General features: G+C 63.0%; 11 protein-coding genes. 6 read left to right on the forward strand and 5 right to left on the reverse strand.

Going from position 1 to position 15,696, the window contains the following annotated elements:
* Positions 1 to 25 precede the first annotated feature (25 nt).
* Genes ruvA through FJQ89_RS22085 form a run of 3 tightly spaced genes read left to right on the forward strand, consistent with a single transcriptional unit; the run spans position 26 to position 2,169 of the window.
* Complete coding sequence (gene ruvA / locus FJQ89_RS22075) at positions 26 to 604, forward strand: Holliday junction branch migration protein RuvA (RefSeq protein ID WP_071079482.1); 579 nt, start codon at positions 26 to 28, stop codon at positions 602 to 604.
* A 6-nt stretch (positions 605 to 610) separates the two neighbouring features.
* Positions 611 to 1,666: a Holliday junction branch migration DNA helicase RuvB gene (gene ruvB, locus FJQ89_RS22080; protein ID WP_071079481.1), complete on the forward strand. Its 1,056-nt coding sequence runs from the start codon at positions 611 to 613 to the stop codon at positions 1,664 to 1,666.
* 32 nt (positions 1,667 to 1,698) lie between these two features.
* A complete protein-coding gene (locus FJQ89_RS22085) occupies positions 1,699 to 2,169 on the forward strand; it encodes a YaiI/YqxD family protein (RefSeq protein WP_141172934.1) in 471 nt (156 codons plus the stop codon).
* A 40-nt stretch (positions 2,170 to 2,209) separates the two neighbouring features.
* Here FJQ89_RS22085 and FJQ89_RS22090 read toward each other — a convergent pair whose 3' ends face one another.
* The 4 genes from FJQ89_RS22090 to FJQ89_RS22105 all read right to left on the reverse strand — a co-directional run bounded on the left by FJQ89_RS22090 (position 2,210) and on the right by FJQ89_RS22105 (position 8,804).
* A complete protein-coding gene (locus tag FJQ89_RS22090; RefSeq protein ID WP_141171711.1) occupies positions 2,210 to 3,349 on the reverse strand; it encodes an OmpA family protein in 1,140 nt (379 codons plus the stop codon).
* 13 nt (positions 3,350 to 3,362) lie between these two features.
* A complete protein-coding gene (locus FJQ89_RS22095) occupies positions 3,363 to 5,138 on the reverse strand; it encodes an Ig-like domain-containing protein (RefSeq protein WP_141171712.1) in 1,776 nt (591 codons plus the stop codon).
* Positions 5,139 to 5,414: 276 nt separating this feature from the next.
* Positions 5,415 to 5,882 carry a DUF2147 domain-containing protein gene (locus tag FJQ89_RS22100; RefSeq protein WP_141171713.1) on the reverse strand — a complete coding sequence of 156 codons (468 nt, stop codon included), beginning with the start codon at positions 5,880 to 5,882 and terminating at the stop codon, positions 5,415 to 5,417.
* A 114-nt stretch (positions 5,883 to 5,996) separates the two neighbouring features.
* Complete coding sequence (locus FJQ89_RS22105) at positions 5,997 to 8,804, reverse strand: valine--tRNA ligase (protein ID WP_141171714.1); 2,808 nt, start codon at positions 8,802 to 8,804, stop codon at positions 5,997 to 5,999.
* A 490-nt stretch (positions 8,805 to 9,294) separates the two neighbouring features.
* On the opposite strand from FJQ89_RS22105, the gene FJQ89_RS22110 reads away from it, so the two are divergent.
* Complete coding sequence (locus FJQ89_RS22110; RefSeq protein ID WP_141171715.1) at positions 9,295 to 10,335, forward strand: porin; 1,041 nt, start codon at positions 9,295 to 9,297, stop codon at positions 10,333 to 10,335.
* On the opposite strand, the gene FJQ89_RS22115 is transcribed toward FJQ89_RS22110, so the two are convergent.
* Positions 10,332 to 12,416, reverse strand: coding sequence for a putative bifunctional diguanylate cyclase/phosphodiesterase (locus FJQ89_RS22115; RefSeq protein WP_243136202.1), 2,085 nt, complete (start codon positions 12,414 to 12,416; stop codon positions 10,332 to 10,334). The genes FJQ89_RS22110 and FJQ89_RS22115 overlap by 4 nt on opposite strands.
* A 238-nt stretch (positions 12,417 to 12,654) precedes the next feature.
* On the opposite strand from FJQ89_RS22115, the gene FJQ89_RS22120 reads away from it, so the two are divergent.
* A complete protein-coding gene (locus FJQ89_RS22120; RefSeq protein WP_141171717.1) occupies positions 12,655 to 13,395 on the forward strand; it encodes a Crp/Fnr family transcriptional regulator in 741 nt (246 codons plus the stop codon).
* A 44-nt stretch (positions 13,396 to 13,439) separates the two neighbouring features.
* Entirely contained in the window at positions 13,440 to 15,683 is a 2,244-nt protein-coding gene (locus tag FJQ89_RS22125) for a PAS domain-containing hybrid sensor histidine kinase/response regulator (protein ID WP_141171718.1), read from the forward strand.
* Positions 15,684 to 15,696: the final 13 nt, after the last annotated feature.

Here is a 15,696-nt window from a genome sequence, read left to right on the forward strand (position 1 = left end):
TCAAATTTAACATTAGGAACACGCGATGATAGGCCGTCTCTCCGGTATTTTGCTTGAAAAGAATCCGCCACAATTGCTGGTCGATTGCCAGGGCGTCGGCTATGAAGTCGACGTGCCGATGAGCACCTTTTACAACCTGCCCCATGTGGGCGAAAAAGTCGTGCTGTTCACGCACCAGGCCATCCGCGAAGATGCGCATCTGCTGTTTGGCTTCGGCAATGCGGCCGAGCGCGCCGTGTTCCGCCAGTTGATCAAGATCACGGGCGTGGGCGCGCGCATGGCGCTGTCGATCCTGTCCGGCATGACGATTGCCGACCTGGCGCAAGCGATTACCCTGCAGGATTCGGGCCGCCTGGTCAGAGTGCCCGGCATCGGCAAGAAGACGGCCGAACGCCTGCTGCTGGAACTGAAGGGCAAGATCGGTGCCGATCTTGGGCCGCTGGGCGCGCATGCGGCGCCCGATGCGCAGTCCGATATCCTCAATGCCCTGCTGGCGCTGGGCTACTCGGACAAGGAAGCAATGGCGGCCGTGAAAAACGTGCCGGCCAGCAGTGGCGTGTCGGACGGCATCAAACTGGCGCTGAAAGCGCTGTCGAAAGGCTGATAAAGCATGAGCATCCAGACCGATATCTTCACGGAGCAGCGCATCATCGACGCGGCGCCCATCTCGCACAACGAAGAGGCGATCGAACGGGCCTTGCGCCCGAAGCAGCTCGACGAGTACGTGGGACAGGAAAAGATCCGCGACCAGCTGGAGATTTTCATCACGGCGGCGCGCCAGCGCAAGGAAGCGCTCGACCATACCTTGCTGTTCGGCCCGCCGGGCCTGGGCAAGACGACGCTGGCGCACATCATCGCGCGCGAAATGGGCGTCAATTTGCGCCAGACCTCGGGCCCCGTGCTCGAGCGCCCGGGCGACCTGGCGGCGATCCTGACGAACCTGGAAGCGAATGACGTCCTGTTCATCGATGAAATCCACCGGCTGTCGCCTGTCGTGGAAGAAATTCTGTATCCGGCGCTTGAGGATTATCAAATCGATATCATGATCGGCGAAGGTCCTGCCGCCCGTTCCGTGAAACTCGATCTGCAACCGTTTACATTGGTCGGCGCCACCACGCGCGCCGGCATGCTGACCAACCCGCTGCGCGACCGTTTCGGCATCGTCGCGCGGCTGGAGTTTTATAACACGAGCGAATTGACGAAGATCGTCACGCGCAGCGCCGCCTTGCTGAAAGCGCCGATCGACCCGGAAGGCGCGCATGAGATCGCCCAGCGTGCGCGCGGCACGCCGCGCATCGCCAACCGCCTGCTGCGCCGCGTGCGCGATTTCGCGGAAGTCAAAAGCAATGGCGAGATCACCAAGGTGGTGGCCGACCGCGCACTGGCCATGCTCGACGTCGATTCCGCCGGCTTCGACGTGATGGACCGCAAGCTGCTCGAAGCCGTGCTGTTCAAGTTCGGCGGCGGCCCCGTCGGCATAGGCAATTTGGCGGCGGCCATCGGCGAGGCGGCCGATACCATCGAAGACGTGCTGGAACCTTACCTGATACAGCAAGGTTTCTTGCAGCGCACGCCGCGTGGCAGGGTCGCCACGCCGGCAGCCTATCTGCACTTCGGCGTCAGCGCGCCGCGCATCGGCCCCGGCGGCGAAGCGTGGGAATTGTGATGGCGGACGAGGGAAGGCCGGGCATGCCGGGTATGCAAATCTGGATCGACGCCGATGCCTGTCCCGTGGTCATCAAGGAAATCCTGTACCGCGTGGCCGACCGCCTGGAGTTGCCGCTCACCCTGGTGGCCAACCAGGGCTTGCGCGTGCCGCCTTCGCGCTTCATCCGTACCGTGCAAGTGCCGTCCGGCGCGGACGTGGCCGACCAGGAAATCGTGCGGCTGTTGAATCCCGGCGACCTCGTCATCACGGGTGACATTCCGCTGGCCGCTGACGTGCTGAGCAAGGGCGGTTTTGCGCTCAATCCGCGTGGCGAGTTTTACACGAAGGACAATATCGCCCAGCAACTGACGATGCGCGCCTTCATGGAAGAGTTGCGCAGCGGCGGTGTGGACACGGGCGGCCCGGCCGCCTTCAGCCAGTCCGACCGGCAGCAGTTCGCCAACAGCCTGGACCGGCATCTGAGCAAGCATCACCGCAAGCCGGCAGTGCCGCAGACGTAAAAAAACCGGCGCAAGCCGGTTTTTTACGTGCGCATGCAACTTAACGCGCGACTTTTCTCGTGCCCACCACTTCCACCGTCACGCGGCGGTTCTTGGCGCGCCCGGCGGCAGTGGTATTGTCGGCCACGGGCTGCGTTTCTCCCTTGCCTTCCGTGTAGACGCGATTCGTTTCCACGCCCTGCGCCACCAGATAGGCCTTGACGGCTTCGGCGCGGCGCTGCGAGAGCTTCTGGTTGTAGGCGTCGGAACCGACGGCATCCGTATGGCCTACCGTGACGATGACTTCCAGGTCCATGCCCGTCAACTGGCCCAGCAACTGGTCCAGCGCCGCCTTGCCTTGCGGCTTGAGTGTCGACTGATCGAAATCAAACAGCGCTTCCGAGGCAAACGACACTTTTTCCGCCACGGGGGCCGGTGCCGGTGCGGCCACGACGACGGGCGCCGGCATGGCGACGACAGGGGCGACTTCGGGCGCCGGTTGGTAGGCGGGCGTGGCGCTGGCCGGGCGGCCCAGTTTATACACGAGGCTGACGGAATACAGGTCCGCATCGCCACGGTTGCCGACGGCGTCGTTCAGGCGATAACGCTCGACTTCGCCGCGCAGGGCCAGCGCTTCGCTGAACTTGTATTCCAGGCCCAGGCCCAGCTTGGCGTTGAGCTTGCGTTCGCTGGCATGGGTATTGGTCGAGCCCAGCAGGCGGTTGCCGCTGAATTCCGTGTTGGTCTTGGTGTAATGCATGCCGACCCGGCCCAGCAAGGACAGGCGCTGCGACAGCGGCAGCTGACCCAGCAAGTCCAGGTTCACGCCGCGAAAACCCGCTTCGCCGTTGAGCACGCCGTTGCCACTGGTGCTCGACTTGAAGTCGAACTTGCCCAGGTCAAAGTAACCGGCTTCCACGGCGAAATACTGGTTCAGTTGCCGGCCGACAAACAATTTATAGCCGGTGTCGCGCTGGTCCTTGCTAAAGCCGGTGACAGTCTCGCCGTTGGCGGCCAGGCTGGCACGCAGACGCGGCTCGTCGATGGTGGCGCGCGACTGGCCCACGCCCGCGCCGATGTACCAGGCGCTGTTGGCCCAGTCCGGGTTGATGAAAGTGTTGTCTTGCGCCTGCGCCGATTGGCTTGCCAGCAAGGCGCCGGCCATCACGCTCAGGGCGCCCAGTGTGTGTGCGATAGTCATCGTCATGTCCCGATTATTTGGTGATCTGGTTGTTGCGCAGGGTAACGGCGGCAGCCGTCAGCACGCGGCCATTGAGCAGGGTCGTGTTGTCGCCCACCGTGATGGCGGCCGACTGGCCCAGGATATTGCCCTTGAAGACGCTGTTCGCGGCCAGGGTGGTGGGGCCGACGGGCAGCCAACTGACGTTGTCGGCGGTGGCGCCATTGTTCAGGGCAACGATGGAGTTGACGGTCGAATCGAGGGTCAATGCCGTGCGGAAGATGTACACGCCGGGGCCGTTCAAGGTCAGGGTGCCCGTGATACTGATGGCGCCCGCATAGCAGTACACGCCGGGGCCGAAGGTCTGGCCACCGAGGTCGATGCCACCGGCAAAGCTGACGTCGCAGCTACGGCTATTACCGTCCGTGATCGCCGCTTGCAAATCCGTCATGGCGCCGGCCAGGATGGCGCCCGACTTGTAGTTGGTAAAGCCGGCCGCCTGGGTCGGGTCTACCGTTTGCGAAGGCGCACCAACATCGCCCCGAATCAGCGTGGTGCCGCCCGAATTGTTGGTGATCGAGGTGCCTGCCAGTACGCCGAATGGCGCCGCGCGGCCCAGGATGAGCGGATTGAATACGGGCGGGATGGCGACGGCGGTGACGGTCAGCAGCGCGCTGCCCGACTGGCCGCCGGCTGTGGCCGTGATGTTGCTGGTGCCGACGGCGATGCCGGTGGCGAGGCCCGTGTTCAATACCGTGGCATTGGCGACGGTGCCCGAGGTCCAGGCGGCGCTGTTGGTGATGATGGCGTTCGAGCTGTCCGAATACGTTGCCGTGGCAACGAATTGCTGCTGGGTACCGACGGCGATGCTGGCGGTGGCGGGCGTGACGGCGATGCTGACCAGGGTGAGGGCGGGTACGGTCACGGTGGTGCTGGCAGCCTTGCCGTTGAAGCTGGCGTTCATGACGCTGCTACCAAAGGCGACGCCGGTGACGCGGCCGCTGCTGGCGACCGTGGCCGCCGCTGGCGTGACTGACACGAAGCTGCTGCCGGCCGTGACGTCAGCCGTGCTGTTGTCCGAGTAGGTGGCAATGACGGCCAGCTGGCGCGTCGCGGCCACTGGCACCATGGGGCTTTGCGGCGTGACGGCGATCGACAGCAAGGTGGCCGGGTTGACGGTCAAGACCGTGCTGGCCGTGAGCGTGCCCGTGGTGGCGGTGATCTGCGTCGTGCCGGCAACCTTGCCCAGTGCCAGGCCGCTGGCGTTGATGCTGGCCGTGGCGGGGGTGGCGGAGGCAAAGGCCGACATGGCTGTGACGTCGCGCGTGGCGCCGTCGCTGAAGCTGCCGCTTACCGTGAATTGTTGCGTTGCGCCGATGGCGATGGCTGGCGTGAGCGGCGTGATGGCAATTGCCGTGAGCGTGGCGGGCGAGACGGTCAGCTGGGCCGCCGCGCTCTTGCCGCCGAACGCAGCGCTGATGTTGCTGTTGCCGGCAGCGATGCCGGTGCTCAAGCCAGTGGCCGCATTGACGGTCGCGCTGGCCGGCGTGGCCGACGTCCAGGCCGCCTTGGCGCTGACGTCTTGCGCGGAGCCATCGCTATACGTGGCGATGGCCGTGAATTGCTGGCCGGCACCGATGGCGACCGTCGCCGTGGCTGGCGTGACAGCCAGGCTGGACAAGGTGGCAGCCGGCAAGCCGAGAATGGGATCGCGTCCCTGGTCGCCGCCGCCGCAACCGGCCAGGGTGGCCATGGCCAGCAGCCCTGCCGAGACGAGCAGCGGGTTCAGATATCGTTTGAAGAGGTTCATGTGTTTCCTTTGTGCATGGCAGTCACTGCCGGGCATCCGCGGATGAGGTCATCCGGCAGAGCCATGCCGCCCGTCGCTACAGGGCGATGGCGTCACAGGCATGCACTATTTCATTTAGGAAACTGAAGGTATGTGCGCTGGCGCGCTTAGCTTGTCGGCAATTGGAAAACTGTTCAAAAAGAAACGATTCGGCCTGAAAAACAACGGCGTATGCGGGCAGAAGACGTAAAAAAGCCGACGCAAGGGTCGGCTTCATCAGGGCAGGGCGTGCGTTGCTTACTCTGCGCGCACCCACGTCTGCGAGCGGCCAAACATCGGCACGCCGATATAGCCGCGCACTTGCAGCTTGGTGCCGCCTTCCGTCAGTTCGGCCTTGCTCTTGTAGGTCTTGCCATTGGCCGGGTCCGTGATTTCGCCGCCCGTCCATTCCTTGCCATCATATTTCAGGCCGGACAGGATCACCATGCCGACGATGGGCTGGTCCTTGTTGGCGCCCGTGCACTTGTCGCACTTGGGATTCTGGTCTTCGTCAGGGCCGCGGAACAGCTTGTCGATCTTGCCTTGCAAGACGCCGTTGTTTTCCGTGATGACGATGAGCGATTTCGGCTTGCCGCTGGCGTCGTCGATGGTTTTCCACGTACCGACGGGGGTGTAGTTGCCGTCGCGCGCGGTGGCGCTGCCGGCGATGGCCAGGGCGGCCACCATGATGCTTGCTGTGATGCTTGCTTTGAATATTGTATGCATTGCCAGTCTCCAATGGTTTTTTTTGATCGGGGCACGAACAGTTATATACCAAGGCAAGACCAGGAGTGCTGCGCGGCGTCACTGGGACAGCCGCGCAATCCTTCCAAACTTGCCTTATGCGCTGGCTAGTTTAGCAAACTGTTCGCGCAATTTTTCAATTGTGGCCGAAAAACTGAGCAAGCGCTCGTTTTCTTGCGCAACGATGGCGGCCGGGGCGCGCGCGACGAAGCTTTCATTGCCTAATTTACTATTTACTTTGGCAATTTCCGCTTCGATACGGGCGATTTCCTTGCCCAGGCGTTCGCGTTCGGCAGCCACGTCGATTTCCACTTTCAGCATCAGCTTGGTGGTACCGACGATGGCGACGGCCGCTGGCGAGTCCGGCAGCGCATCGACGATCTGCACCTCGGCCAGCTTGCCCAGCGACTGGATGTACGGTGCGTACGAGGCCAGCGCGGCCTTTTCCGTCGCATTGCCCGCTTCGACGATCAGCGGCACGCGCACGGAAGGCGAGATCTGCATTTCGCCGCGCAGGTTGCGCGTCGCGTCCGTCAACGCTTTCAGCTGCTGCATCCACGCTTCGGCCGACTCGTCGATCTTGTCGGTGTTGGCGATCGGATACGGCTGCATCATGATCGAATCACCGTCAGCTTTCAGGGTCTTGCCGGCCAATGGCGCCACCGTCTGCCACAGCGCTTCCGTGACGAACGGGATGATCGGATGGGCCAGGCGCAGCACCACTTCCAGCACGCGCAGCAAGGTGTGGCGGGTGGCGCGCTGCTGGCCTTCCGTGCCCTGCTGCACTTGCACCTTGGCCACTTCCAGATACCAGTCGCAATACTCGTCCCAGACGAATTTGTAGATGGTGGCGGCGATATTGTCGAAACGGAAGTCTTCAAAGCCCTTGGCCACGTCCAGTTCAGCGCGTTGCAGCAAGGAGATGATCCACTTGTCCGCTTGCGACAGGTCGGCTTCGTTCGGCGTGCAGTCCTTGCCTTCCGTATTCATCATGACGAAACGCGTGGCGTTCCACATCTTGTTGCAGAAGTTGCGGTAGCCTTCGCAGCGGCCCAGGTCGAAATTGATGTTGCGACCCAGCGAGGCATAGCTGGCCATGGTGAAGCGCACGGCGTCCGTGCCGTAGGCCGAAATGCCGTCCGGGAATTCCTTGCGCGTTGCCTTGGTGATCTTTTCCGCGTCGCGCGGGTTCATCAGGCCGGTGGTGCGCTTGACGATCAAGCCTTCCAGGTCGATGCCGTCGATCAGGTCGATCGGGTCGAGCGTATTGCCCTTCGACTTGGACATTTTTTGCCCCGTCGAATCGCGCACCAGGCCGTGCACGTAGACGGTTTCAAACGGCACCTTGCCCGTGAAATGCGCCGTCATCATGACCATGCGCGCGACCCAGAAGAAGATGATGTCGAAACCGGTGACCAGCACGGACGACGGCAGGAAAGCCTTCATGTCCGGTGTTTCTTCCGGCCAACCCATGGTCGAGAATGGCACCAGGGCCGACGAGAACCACGTGTCGAGCACGTCGTCGTCGCGCTTCAAGGGGCCCGTGCTGCCGGCGGCCAGGGCTTTCGCTTCCGCTTCGGCTTGCGTCTTGGCAACGAAAATATTGCCCGCGTCGTCGTACCACGCGGGGATCTGATGGCCCCACCACAGCTGGCGCGAGATGCACCAGTCCTGGATGTTGTTGAGCCACTGGTTGTAGGTGGTGCTCCAGTTTTCCGGCACGAACTTGATTTCGCCATTGGCGACCTTGTCCAGCGCCGTTTCCGCGATCGACTTGCCTGGGAAGAAAGTGCCTTCCGGGGCCGGCTTGCTCATGGCGACGAACCACTGGTCCGTCAGCATCGGCTCGATGACGACGCCCGTGCGGTCGCCGCGCGGCACCATCAGCTTGTGCGGTTTGACCTGTTCCAGCAAGCCTTGCGCGTCGAGGTCGGCGACGATCTGCTTGCGCGCGGCGAAGCGGTCCATGCCGCGATAAGCCGCCGGCGCGTCGTCGGTGATCTTCGCGTCCAGGGTCAGGATGACGATCTGCGCCAGTTTGTGGCGTTGGCCCACGGCGTAATCGTTCATGTCATGCGCTGGGGTAATCTTCACGCAACCGGTGCCGAATTCCTTGTCGACGTATTCGTCGGCGATGATGGGGATTTCGCGGTCGGTCAGCGGGAGTTTGAGCATCTTGCCCACCAGCGCTGCGTAGCGCTCGTCCGTCGGATCGACGGCCACGGCCACGTCGCCCAGCATGGTTTCAGGACGGGTCGTCGCCACCGTCAGGAAACCGCTGCCGTCGGCCAGCGGGTACTTGATGTACCACATGGAGCCGTCTTCTTCCTCGGACACTACTTCCAGGTCGGACACAGCCGTGCCCAGCACGGGGTCCCAGTTGACGAGGCGCTTGCCGCGGTAGATCAGGCCTTGCTCGAACAGGCGCACGAAGACATCGGTGACGACTTTCGAGCGTGGCTCGTCCATCGTGAAGTATTCGCGCTGCCAGTCGGCCGAGGCGCCCAGGCGGCGCATTTGCCCGGTGATGATGGAACCGGATTTTTCTTTCCATTCCCACACTTTTTCCACGAATTTCTCGCGGCCCAGGTCATGCCGCGAAATCTTTTGCGCGTCCAGCTGGCGCTGCACGACGATTTGCGTGGCGATGCCCGCGTGGTCGGTGCCGGGAATCCAGGCCGTGTTGTGGCCCAGCATGCGGTGGTAGCGGGTCAGGCCATCCATGATGGTCTGGTTGAACGCATGGCCCATGTGCAGGGTGCCGGTGACGTTCGGCGGCGGCAACTGGATGCTGAAGGAAGGTTTTCCGGCATCGAGGGTGGCGGTAAAGTAACCGCGCTGTTCCCACTCGGTGCGCCAGAATTGTTCAATGTCGGCGGGCTCGAAAGACTTGGCTAATTCCATGATTTGGCGTGTGATTGGCAAAAGGAATCATTATAGATGACGCGGCATCGCCTGCAGCGTGGCAACCTGACTTTTTCAGTGTTTTGGCGGCTTTGCGGGCCGTTTCCCAGCAACAGAACGGGGATGGAAGGGCTGCCGATGTTATAATGCCGGCCTCGGCGCCACCGCCCTATCTTTGCGGACGGCGCCAGCAGATGCAGTTTTATCGAACTCGCGTCCGCGTCACACGGCCAGCGCATCTGCGATGCCAGCCACCTTCAGAGCGTCCCCTTCGGGCCGGGCGCCTGAGCCACGCGCACCGCCAGCGGTGCACCATTCACGGCGGAATCAAAGCGGCGCGTCCATTGCACGCCGCTGCCGCCACAGCTTAGCCAGGATCTTTTGTCCGGCGCGTCGTCTTCTGATACGGCATCCCCCGCATGGCGCCTTGCCGCTTGTGGCCTTGCCGTGGCCGCCGCTTTCCTGGTTTCGCTTTTACAAGGAAATCATCATGAAAAAAATCGCCATCTTTGCCGGCCTTGCCACCACCCTGGGCGTCTTGCCTGCCGCACACGCCCAGTCGTCCGTCGACCTGTATGGCTTGATGGATGCGGGCCTGGTGCAGGAAGGCGGCATCAGCAAGCTCACCAGTGGCGTGTCGGCCGGTTCGCGCCTGGGCTTGCGCGGCACGGAAGCACTGGGCAATGGCTGGCAAGCCGTGTTCACCCTGGAAGCCGGTGTCCTGAGCGACACGGGCCGCTCCGACCAGGCGGGCCAATTGTTCGGCCGCCAGGCTTTTGTCGGGCTCAACAGCCCGCTGGGCATGCTGACCATGGGCCGCCAGTACAATCTGCAAAGCCAGGCACTGACCGACGTGGCCGATCCCTTCGAGGGCGGCCTGGCCGGCGCGGCGACCAACCTGGCCGGCTATTCGGCCACGCGCATCGACAATACCGTGCGCTATACCTCGCCCGAGCTGCGCGGCGTCACCGCCACCGTGATGTATGGCTTTGGCGAACATACGGGTGTGGTGGCCGATCAGCGCTCGCTGGGCCTGGCCCTGGGCTATGTCAACGGCCCATTGACCCTGCGCCTGGCGCGCCAGAGCCGTGCCGGCGAGCCGGGCAAGGCTGCCGCCAATAACACTATTCTGGCCGGCAACTACAACTTCGGCGTGGCCACGGCGTTTGCCGGCTATGGCCGCAACACGGGCGATGGCAGCACCATGTTCTTTGCGGAAAACCCGTATGGCGCGGCGCAGGCGCCGGCCCAGTCGACGGACAGCCGCGATGCCATCGTCGGCGTGTCCGTGCCGCTCGGTGCGACCACCGTGCTGGCCTCATATGTGCACAAGGATGACCGCAATGCGGCCAACCGCGATGCGCAGCAGCTGGCCATCGGCGCCACGTATGCCTTGTCCAAGCGCAGCAAGGTCTATGTGGCCTATGCGCACATCCGCAACCGCAACGACGCCGCCTACATGGTGGGTAATGCGACGGAAGTGGGCACGGGCAACCGCGCCTTCAACGTCGGCCTGCGCCACGCGTTTTAAGCAGCGGCCAGCATGCTGCCTTCGTGCAGCAGCGCTTCAAAGGCGGGCACGCTCAGCGGGCGGCTGAACAGATAGCCCTGCATCTGGTCGCAGCCGTGCTGGCGCAGGAAGGCCAGTTGCTGCGGCGTTTCCACGCCTTCGGCGATGACTTTCAGACGCAGGCTGTGCGCCAGCCAAATGATGGCGCACACGATGGCTGCGTCGTCGTCGTGCGTGATGTCGCTGACGAAGGTCTTGTCGATTTTCAGTACGTCGATGGGGAAGTGGCGCAGGTAGGCCAGGCTGGAATAGCCGGTGCCGAAGTCGTCGATGGACAGTTGCACGCCCAGCGCCTTCAGGTTGGCCATGATGACCGTGGCTTGTTCCACGTCATGCATGACCATGCTTTCGGTCAATTCCAATTCCAGATGGGCGGCGGCCAGCCCCGTTTCAGCCAGCGCCTGCGCCACCGCATGCAGCAGATTCCTTTGCTTGAATTGCCGCGCCGACAGGTTGACGGCCAGGCGCAGCGGGCCATGGCCGGCCAGCTGCCAGGCGCGCACCTGGGCGCATGCGGTGCGCAGCACCCAGTCGCCGATGGGGATGATCAAGCCCATTTCCTCGGCCAGGCCAATAAAACTGGCCGGCGCGATGCGCCCCAGTTGCGGATGTTGCCAGCGCAGCAGCGCTTCCATGCCCACCACCTTGCCGCTGGCCAAGTCCAGCTGGGGCTGGTATTCGAGGTGGAACTGCCCCCGTTCCAGGGCATGGCGCAACTCGCTCTCCAGTCCCAGCCGCTCCAGGGTGCCCGCATTCATGCTTGAGGCATAGAATTGCCAGTGGCCCCGTCCCTGTTCCTTGGCGCGGTACATGGCGATATCGGCGTGCTTGATCAGGGTGTCGGCGTCCTGGCCATCGTCGGGATACACGGCCACGCCCATGCAGCAGCTGAGAAAAAATTCATATTCGCCCAGTTGCAGCGGCTGCGCCACGGCATCCTGGATGCGCTGCAGGATGGCCGCGCCCGGTTCGCCATTGCCATGCTGGGGCAGCAGCAGCACGAATTCGTCGCCGCCCAGGCGCGCCACCGTGTCGACTTCGCGCGTGGCGTCGCGCAGGCGCTCGGCCACGCTTTTCAGCACAGTGTCGCCCGCATCGTGGCCCAGGGTATCGTTGACGAATTTAAAGCGGTCGAGGTCGATGAACACCACCCACAAGGGCAGGCCGCTGCGCCGCGTCACGGCCATCGCCTGCTCCAGCCGTTCACGCAGCAGGGCCCGGTTGGCCAGGCCCGTGAGGATGTCGTGCCTGGCCTGAAATTCCAGTTCCTGTTCGAAGCGCATGACGGTGCTGATGTCGTATTGCGCCACCACAAAGTGGCTGACGGGGCCATCGCCATCGTCGCGCACGGGTGCGACGAACAGCTCGCTCCAGTAGCAGCTGCCATCCTTGCGGAAATTGCGCACGATGGCCTTGCCTTCGCGCTGTTCGCGCAGGGCCGCTGTAATCTCATGCATGTCTTGCCGCCCCTGTTCGGGACCCTGCAAGTCTTCCAGGCGTTGGCCGATGACTTCGCCAGCCGCATAGCCGGTGATGTGCTCGAAAGCGGGATTGACGTATTCGATCAGGTAGCCCGGCGCGTCGGCGCTGCACAGGATGATGGCATTGGCCGACACTTCGATGATGCGTTCGCGCAAGCGCAGCGACTGTTCATTGTGCATGCGCGCAGCGATGTCTTCGGACAGGCGCAAATTGGCAAACTGCAGCGCCGCCGTGCGTTCGCCCGTGATGCGCGCAATCACGGAGTTGCGCGTGACTAGCTGAAAGACATACGCCGTTGCCAGCAGGCTCGACAATAATCCGCCCAGCAGCACATACAGCGAGCCGCGATGGTTCGCATCCAGGCTCATGCCGTTGGCAGGCAGCATGGCGGCGCGCAAGGTGTGACCGCTGGCGTGGTACTGCAGCAGCAGCCGGGTGCTTTCCGACTCGATCTGGCGCGCCGAGGCGTAGCACAGGGCCGTCAGGCTCAGGCCGACCGCCAGTGTGATCAGGGCCGAGGTGGAAACGGAAATGGAGATACGTTTGAAGAATGATTGCATGATGGCGTCCGGTAAGCAGCGCCGGCGCCGATCCGTGATCCGGCAGCCCTGGCAGTGACTGACTGTAGGGCGCGGGGCAGGTGGCGGTCCGTTCGCTGCCGAACAGACCGCCATGCCAGCAAGAAATATAGTGGTGGCACTGTGCAGGTGCTGTGTTACGCTCCGGCATATGGCGCCCCTCGTTCGGACGTTTTTTATCTATCCCCTAGCTGACGACTGGAAACCAGGAAAACTGCCCATGTCGAGTCCGCATGCCCAGCTGCACAACCCGAATCAAAACCATTTGCTCGCCGCCATGCTCGACGCCGATTTCGCGCGCCTGGCCCCCCACCTGGAGCAAGTGTCCATGTTGCTCGGTGACGTGATCTACGATTCGGGCGACAAGCTGCAGCATGTGTACTTCCCCACCACGGCCATCGTTTCCATCCACTACCTGCTGGAAAACGGCGGCTCGTCCGAGATCGCCGGCGTTGGCAATGAAGGCATCGTGGGCGTGTCGCTGTTCATGGGCGGCAACTCGACCCCCAGCCGCGCCGTGGTGCAGACGGGCGGCGTCGGCTATCGGCTGAAGGCGCATTTGCTGATGGAAGAATTCGACCGCGCCGGCCCCGTCATGCGCTTGCTGCTGCGCTATACGCAAGCGCTGATCACGCAAATGTCGCAGACGGCCGTGTGCAACCGCCACCATACGGTGGAGCAGCAGCTGTGCCGCTGGCTGCTGCTGACCATGGACCGCCTGCCGAACCGCGAGCTGACCATGACGCAGGAGTTGATTGCCAACATGCTGGGCGTGCGCCGCGAAGGCGTGACGGAAGCGGCCGGGCGCTTGCAGCAGCGCGGCTTCATCAGTTACCGGCGCGGCCATATTTCCGTGCTGGACCGCGCCGGCCTCGAAGGCCATGTGTGCGAATGCTATGGCGTGGTCAAAAAAGAATTCACGCGCCTGCTGTCGGACGTGCGCCAGCGCCAAGGTTCCTGATCACAGCATTTCCCTCTTATCGTTGTCACAGCCCAGGCTACCTCATGCAATCTGTTGAAAACATTCCTCCACGCGCACCGTCGCGCTGGCCCATGGCGCTGGCGTTTTCGTTCAGCGCCATCGTGCTGCTGGCCATCGGCGTGCTGGCCTGGCGCGCGCCGTTCGAGACGGCCTGCGTCATCGATGCGCTGGTCTTCCTGCTGCTGATGCTGCTCGTGGCGCTGTACCGGCGCACGCTGTCGGCCAGCCTGCCGCGCCAGCTGCTCAAGGCGGGCGCCTTGCAGGATGCCATTTTCAACAGCGCCAATTTCTCGTGCATCGCCACCGATGCGCAGGGCGTGATCCAGATTTTCAACGTGGGCGCCGAACGCATGCTTGGCTATGAAGCGAGCGACGTGGTCGACAAGCTGACCCCGGCCGGTATTTCCGACGCACAAGAAATCATCGCGCGCGCCGCCGCCCTCAGTGCCGAACTCGACACGGTCATCACGCCCGGCGTGGAAGCGCTGGTGTTCAAGGCCACGCGCGGCATCGAAGACATCTACGAATTGACGTATATCCGCAAGGATGGCAGCCGCTTCCCCGCCATGGTCTCCGTGACGGCCTTGCGCGACGCGCAGAGCAAGGTCATCGGTTACTTGCTGATCGGCACCGACAACACGGCGCGCAAGCAGGTCGAGGCGGAACAGGCGCTGCTGGACCAGCGCTTGCGCGAGCAGCAGTTCTACACGCGCTCGCTGATCGAATCGAATATCGACGCGCTGATGACGACGGATCCGCGCGGCATCATCAGCGACGTCAACCAGCAGATGGAAGCGCTGACGGGCTGCACGCGCGACGAATTGATCGGCGCACCGTGCAAGAATTACTTTACGGAACCGGAACGGGCCGAGGAAGCCATCGCACGCGTGTTGCGTGAAGGCAAGTTGACCAACTACGAGCTGACGGCCCTGGCGCGCGACGGCAAGCAGACGGTGGTGTCGTACAACGCCTCGACCTTCCATGACCGCGACCGCAAGCTGCAGGGCGTGTTTGCCGCCGCCCGCGACGTGACGGAACGCAAGCAGTTCGAGCAAGCGCTGCAAGACACGAATATCGAAATGGAAAAGGCCCGCCAGGCGGCGGAAAAAGCGAATCTGGCCAAGTCCGAGTTTCTGTCGAGCATGAGCCATGAGTTGCGCACGCCCTTGAATGCCGTGCTGGGCTTTGCCCAGCTGATGGCGTCCGAGACGCCGGCACCGAGCTTGCCGCAGCAGCGCTCGATTGACCAGATCCTCAAGGGCGGCTGGTATCTCTTGCGTTTGATCAATGAAATCCTCGACCTGGCCATGATCGAATCGGGCAAGGTCACCATGTCGGAAGAGGCGATGTCCTTGCTCGACGTGTTGCAGGATTGCCAGGCGATGATCGCGCCGCAGGCGGAAAAACGCGGCATCAGCATGCATTTCCCCCGCTGCGGCAAGGCTTTCTATGTGCATGCCGACCGCACGCGCGTGAAACAGGTAATGATCAACCTGCTGTCGAACGCCATCAAATACAACCAGAGCGGCGGCAGCGTGAAGGTCGAATGTACGCGCCATGCCGACCGCGTGCGCGCCAGCGTCACCGACAGCGGCGCCGGTCTGAATGCCGAACAGATGAGTCAGTTGTTCCAGCCCTTCAACCGCCTGGGCCAGGAAAGCAGCACGGAAGAGGGCACGGGCATCGGCCTGGTCGTCACCAAGCAGCTGGTCGAACTGATGGGTGGCACCATCGGCGTCGACAGCACGGTGGGCGTGGGCACCACCTTCTGGGTGGAATTCAAGGCTTCGCGCGCGCCCGAACTGCACCTGGAAGAGGGGGAAGTGCTGCCCGTGGTGCAGGAAGACCAGGAAAGCCAGCGCACCTTGCTGTACGTGGAAGACAATCCCGCCAACCTGGCGCTGGTGGAGCAATTGATCGCCCGTCGCAGCGATTTGAAACTGCTGACGGCCATCGATGCGCACCTGGGCATTGACCTGGCGCGCACCTATCAGCCGGACGTGATCTTGATGGATATCAACCTGCCAGGCATCAGCGGCTATGGTGCCCTGAATATCCTGCATGATGATCCCCTCACCAGCCACATTCCCGTCATGGCCCTGTCCGCCAACGCCGTGCCGCGCGACATCGAGAAGGGCCTGGAAGCGGGCTTCTTCCGCTATCTGACCAAGCCCATCAAGGTCGTCGAATTCATGGATGCGCTCGACGTGGCCCTGCACCATGCAGCCGCGCACGGCCTGGCCGACGACACTCACACAGTACGCTAATTCAGCATTTAAT

Origin of the sequence: Janthinobacterium tructae, from assembly GCF_006517255.1 — a bacterium.
Taxonomy (GTDB): domain Bacteria; phylum Pseudomonadota; class Gammaproteobacteria; order Burkholderiales; family Burkholderiaceae_D; genus Janthinobacterium; species Janthinobacterium tructae.

Excerpts from the sequence above, each read along its gene's own strand:
- FJQ89_RS22115 (WP_243136202.1), bottom strand. The coding sequence starts at position 12,416 with ATGCAATCATTCTTCAAACGTATCTCCATTTCCGTTTCCACCTCGGCC.
- FJQ89_RS22105 (WP_141171714.1), bottom strand. The coding sequence starts at position 8,804 with ATGGAATTAGCCAAGTCTTTCGAGCCCGCCGACATTGAACAATTCTGG.
- FJQ89_RS22090 (WP_141171711.1), bottom strand. The coding sequence starts at position 3,349 with ATGACTATCGCACACACACTGGGCGCCCTGAGCGTGATGGCCGGCGCC.
- FJQ89_RS22120 (WP_141171717.1), top strand. The coding sequence starts at position 12,655 with ATGTCGAGTCCGCATGCCCAGCTGCACAACCCGAATCAAAACCATTTG.
- FJQ89_RS22125 (WP_141171718.1), top strand. The coding sequence starts at position 13,440 with ATGCAATCTGTTGAAAACATTCCTCCACGCGCACCGTCGCGCTGGCCC.
- FJQ89_RS22110 (WP_141171715.1), top strand. The coding sequence starts at position 9,295 with ATGAAAAAAATCGCCATCTTTGCCGGCCTTGCCACCACCCTGGGCGTC.
- ruvA (WP_071079482.1), top strand. The coding sequence starts at position 26 with ATGATAGGCCGTCTCTCCGGTATTTTGCTTGAAAAGAATCCGCCACAA.
- ruvB (WP_071079481.1), top strand. The coding sequence starts at position 611 with ATGAGCATCCAGACCGATATCTTCACGGAGCAGCGCATCATCGACGCG.
- FJQ89_RS22095 (WP_141171712.1), bottom strand. The coding sequence starts at position 5,138 with ATGAACCTCTTCAAACGATATCTGAACCCGCTGCTCGTCTCGGCAGGG.
- FJQ89_RS22100 (WP_141171713.1), bottom strand. The coding sequence starts at position 5,882 with ATGCATACAATATTCAAAGCAAGCATCACAGCAAGCATCATGGTGGCC.
- FJQ89_RS22085 (WP_141172934.1), top strand. The coding sequence starts at position 1,699 with ATGCAAATCTGGATCGACGCCGATGCCTGTCCCGTGGTCATCAAGGAA.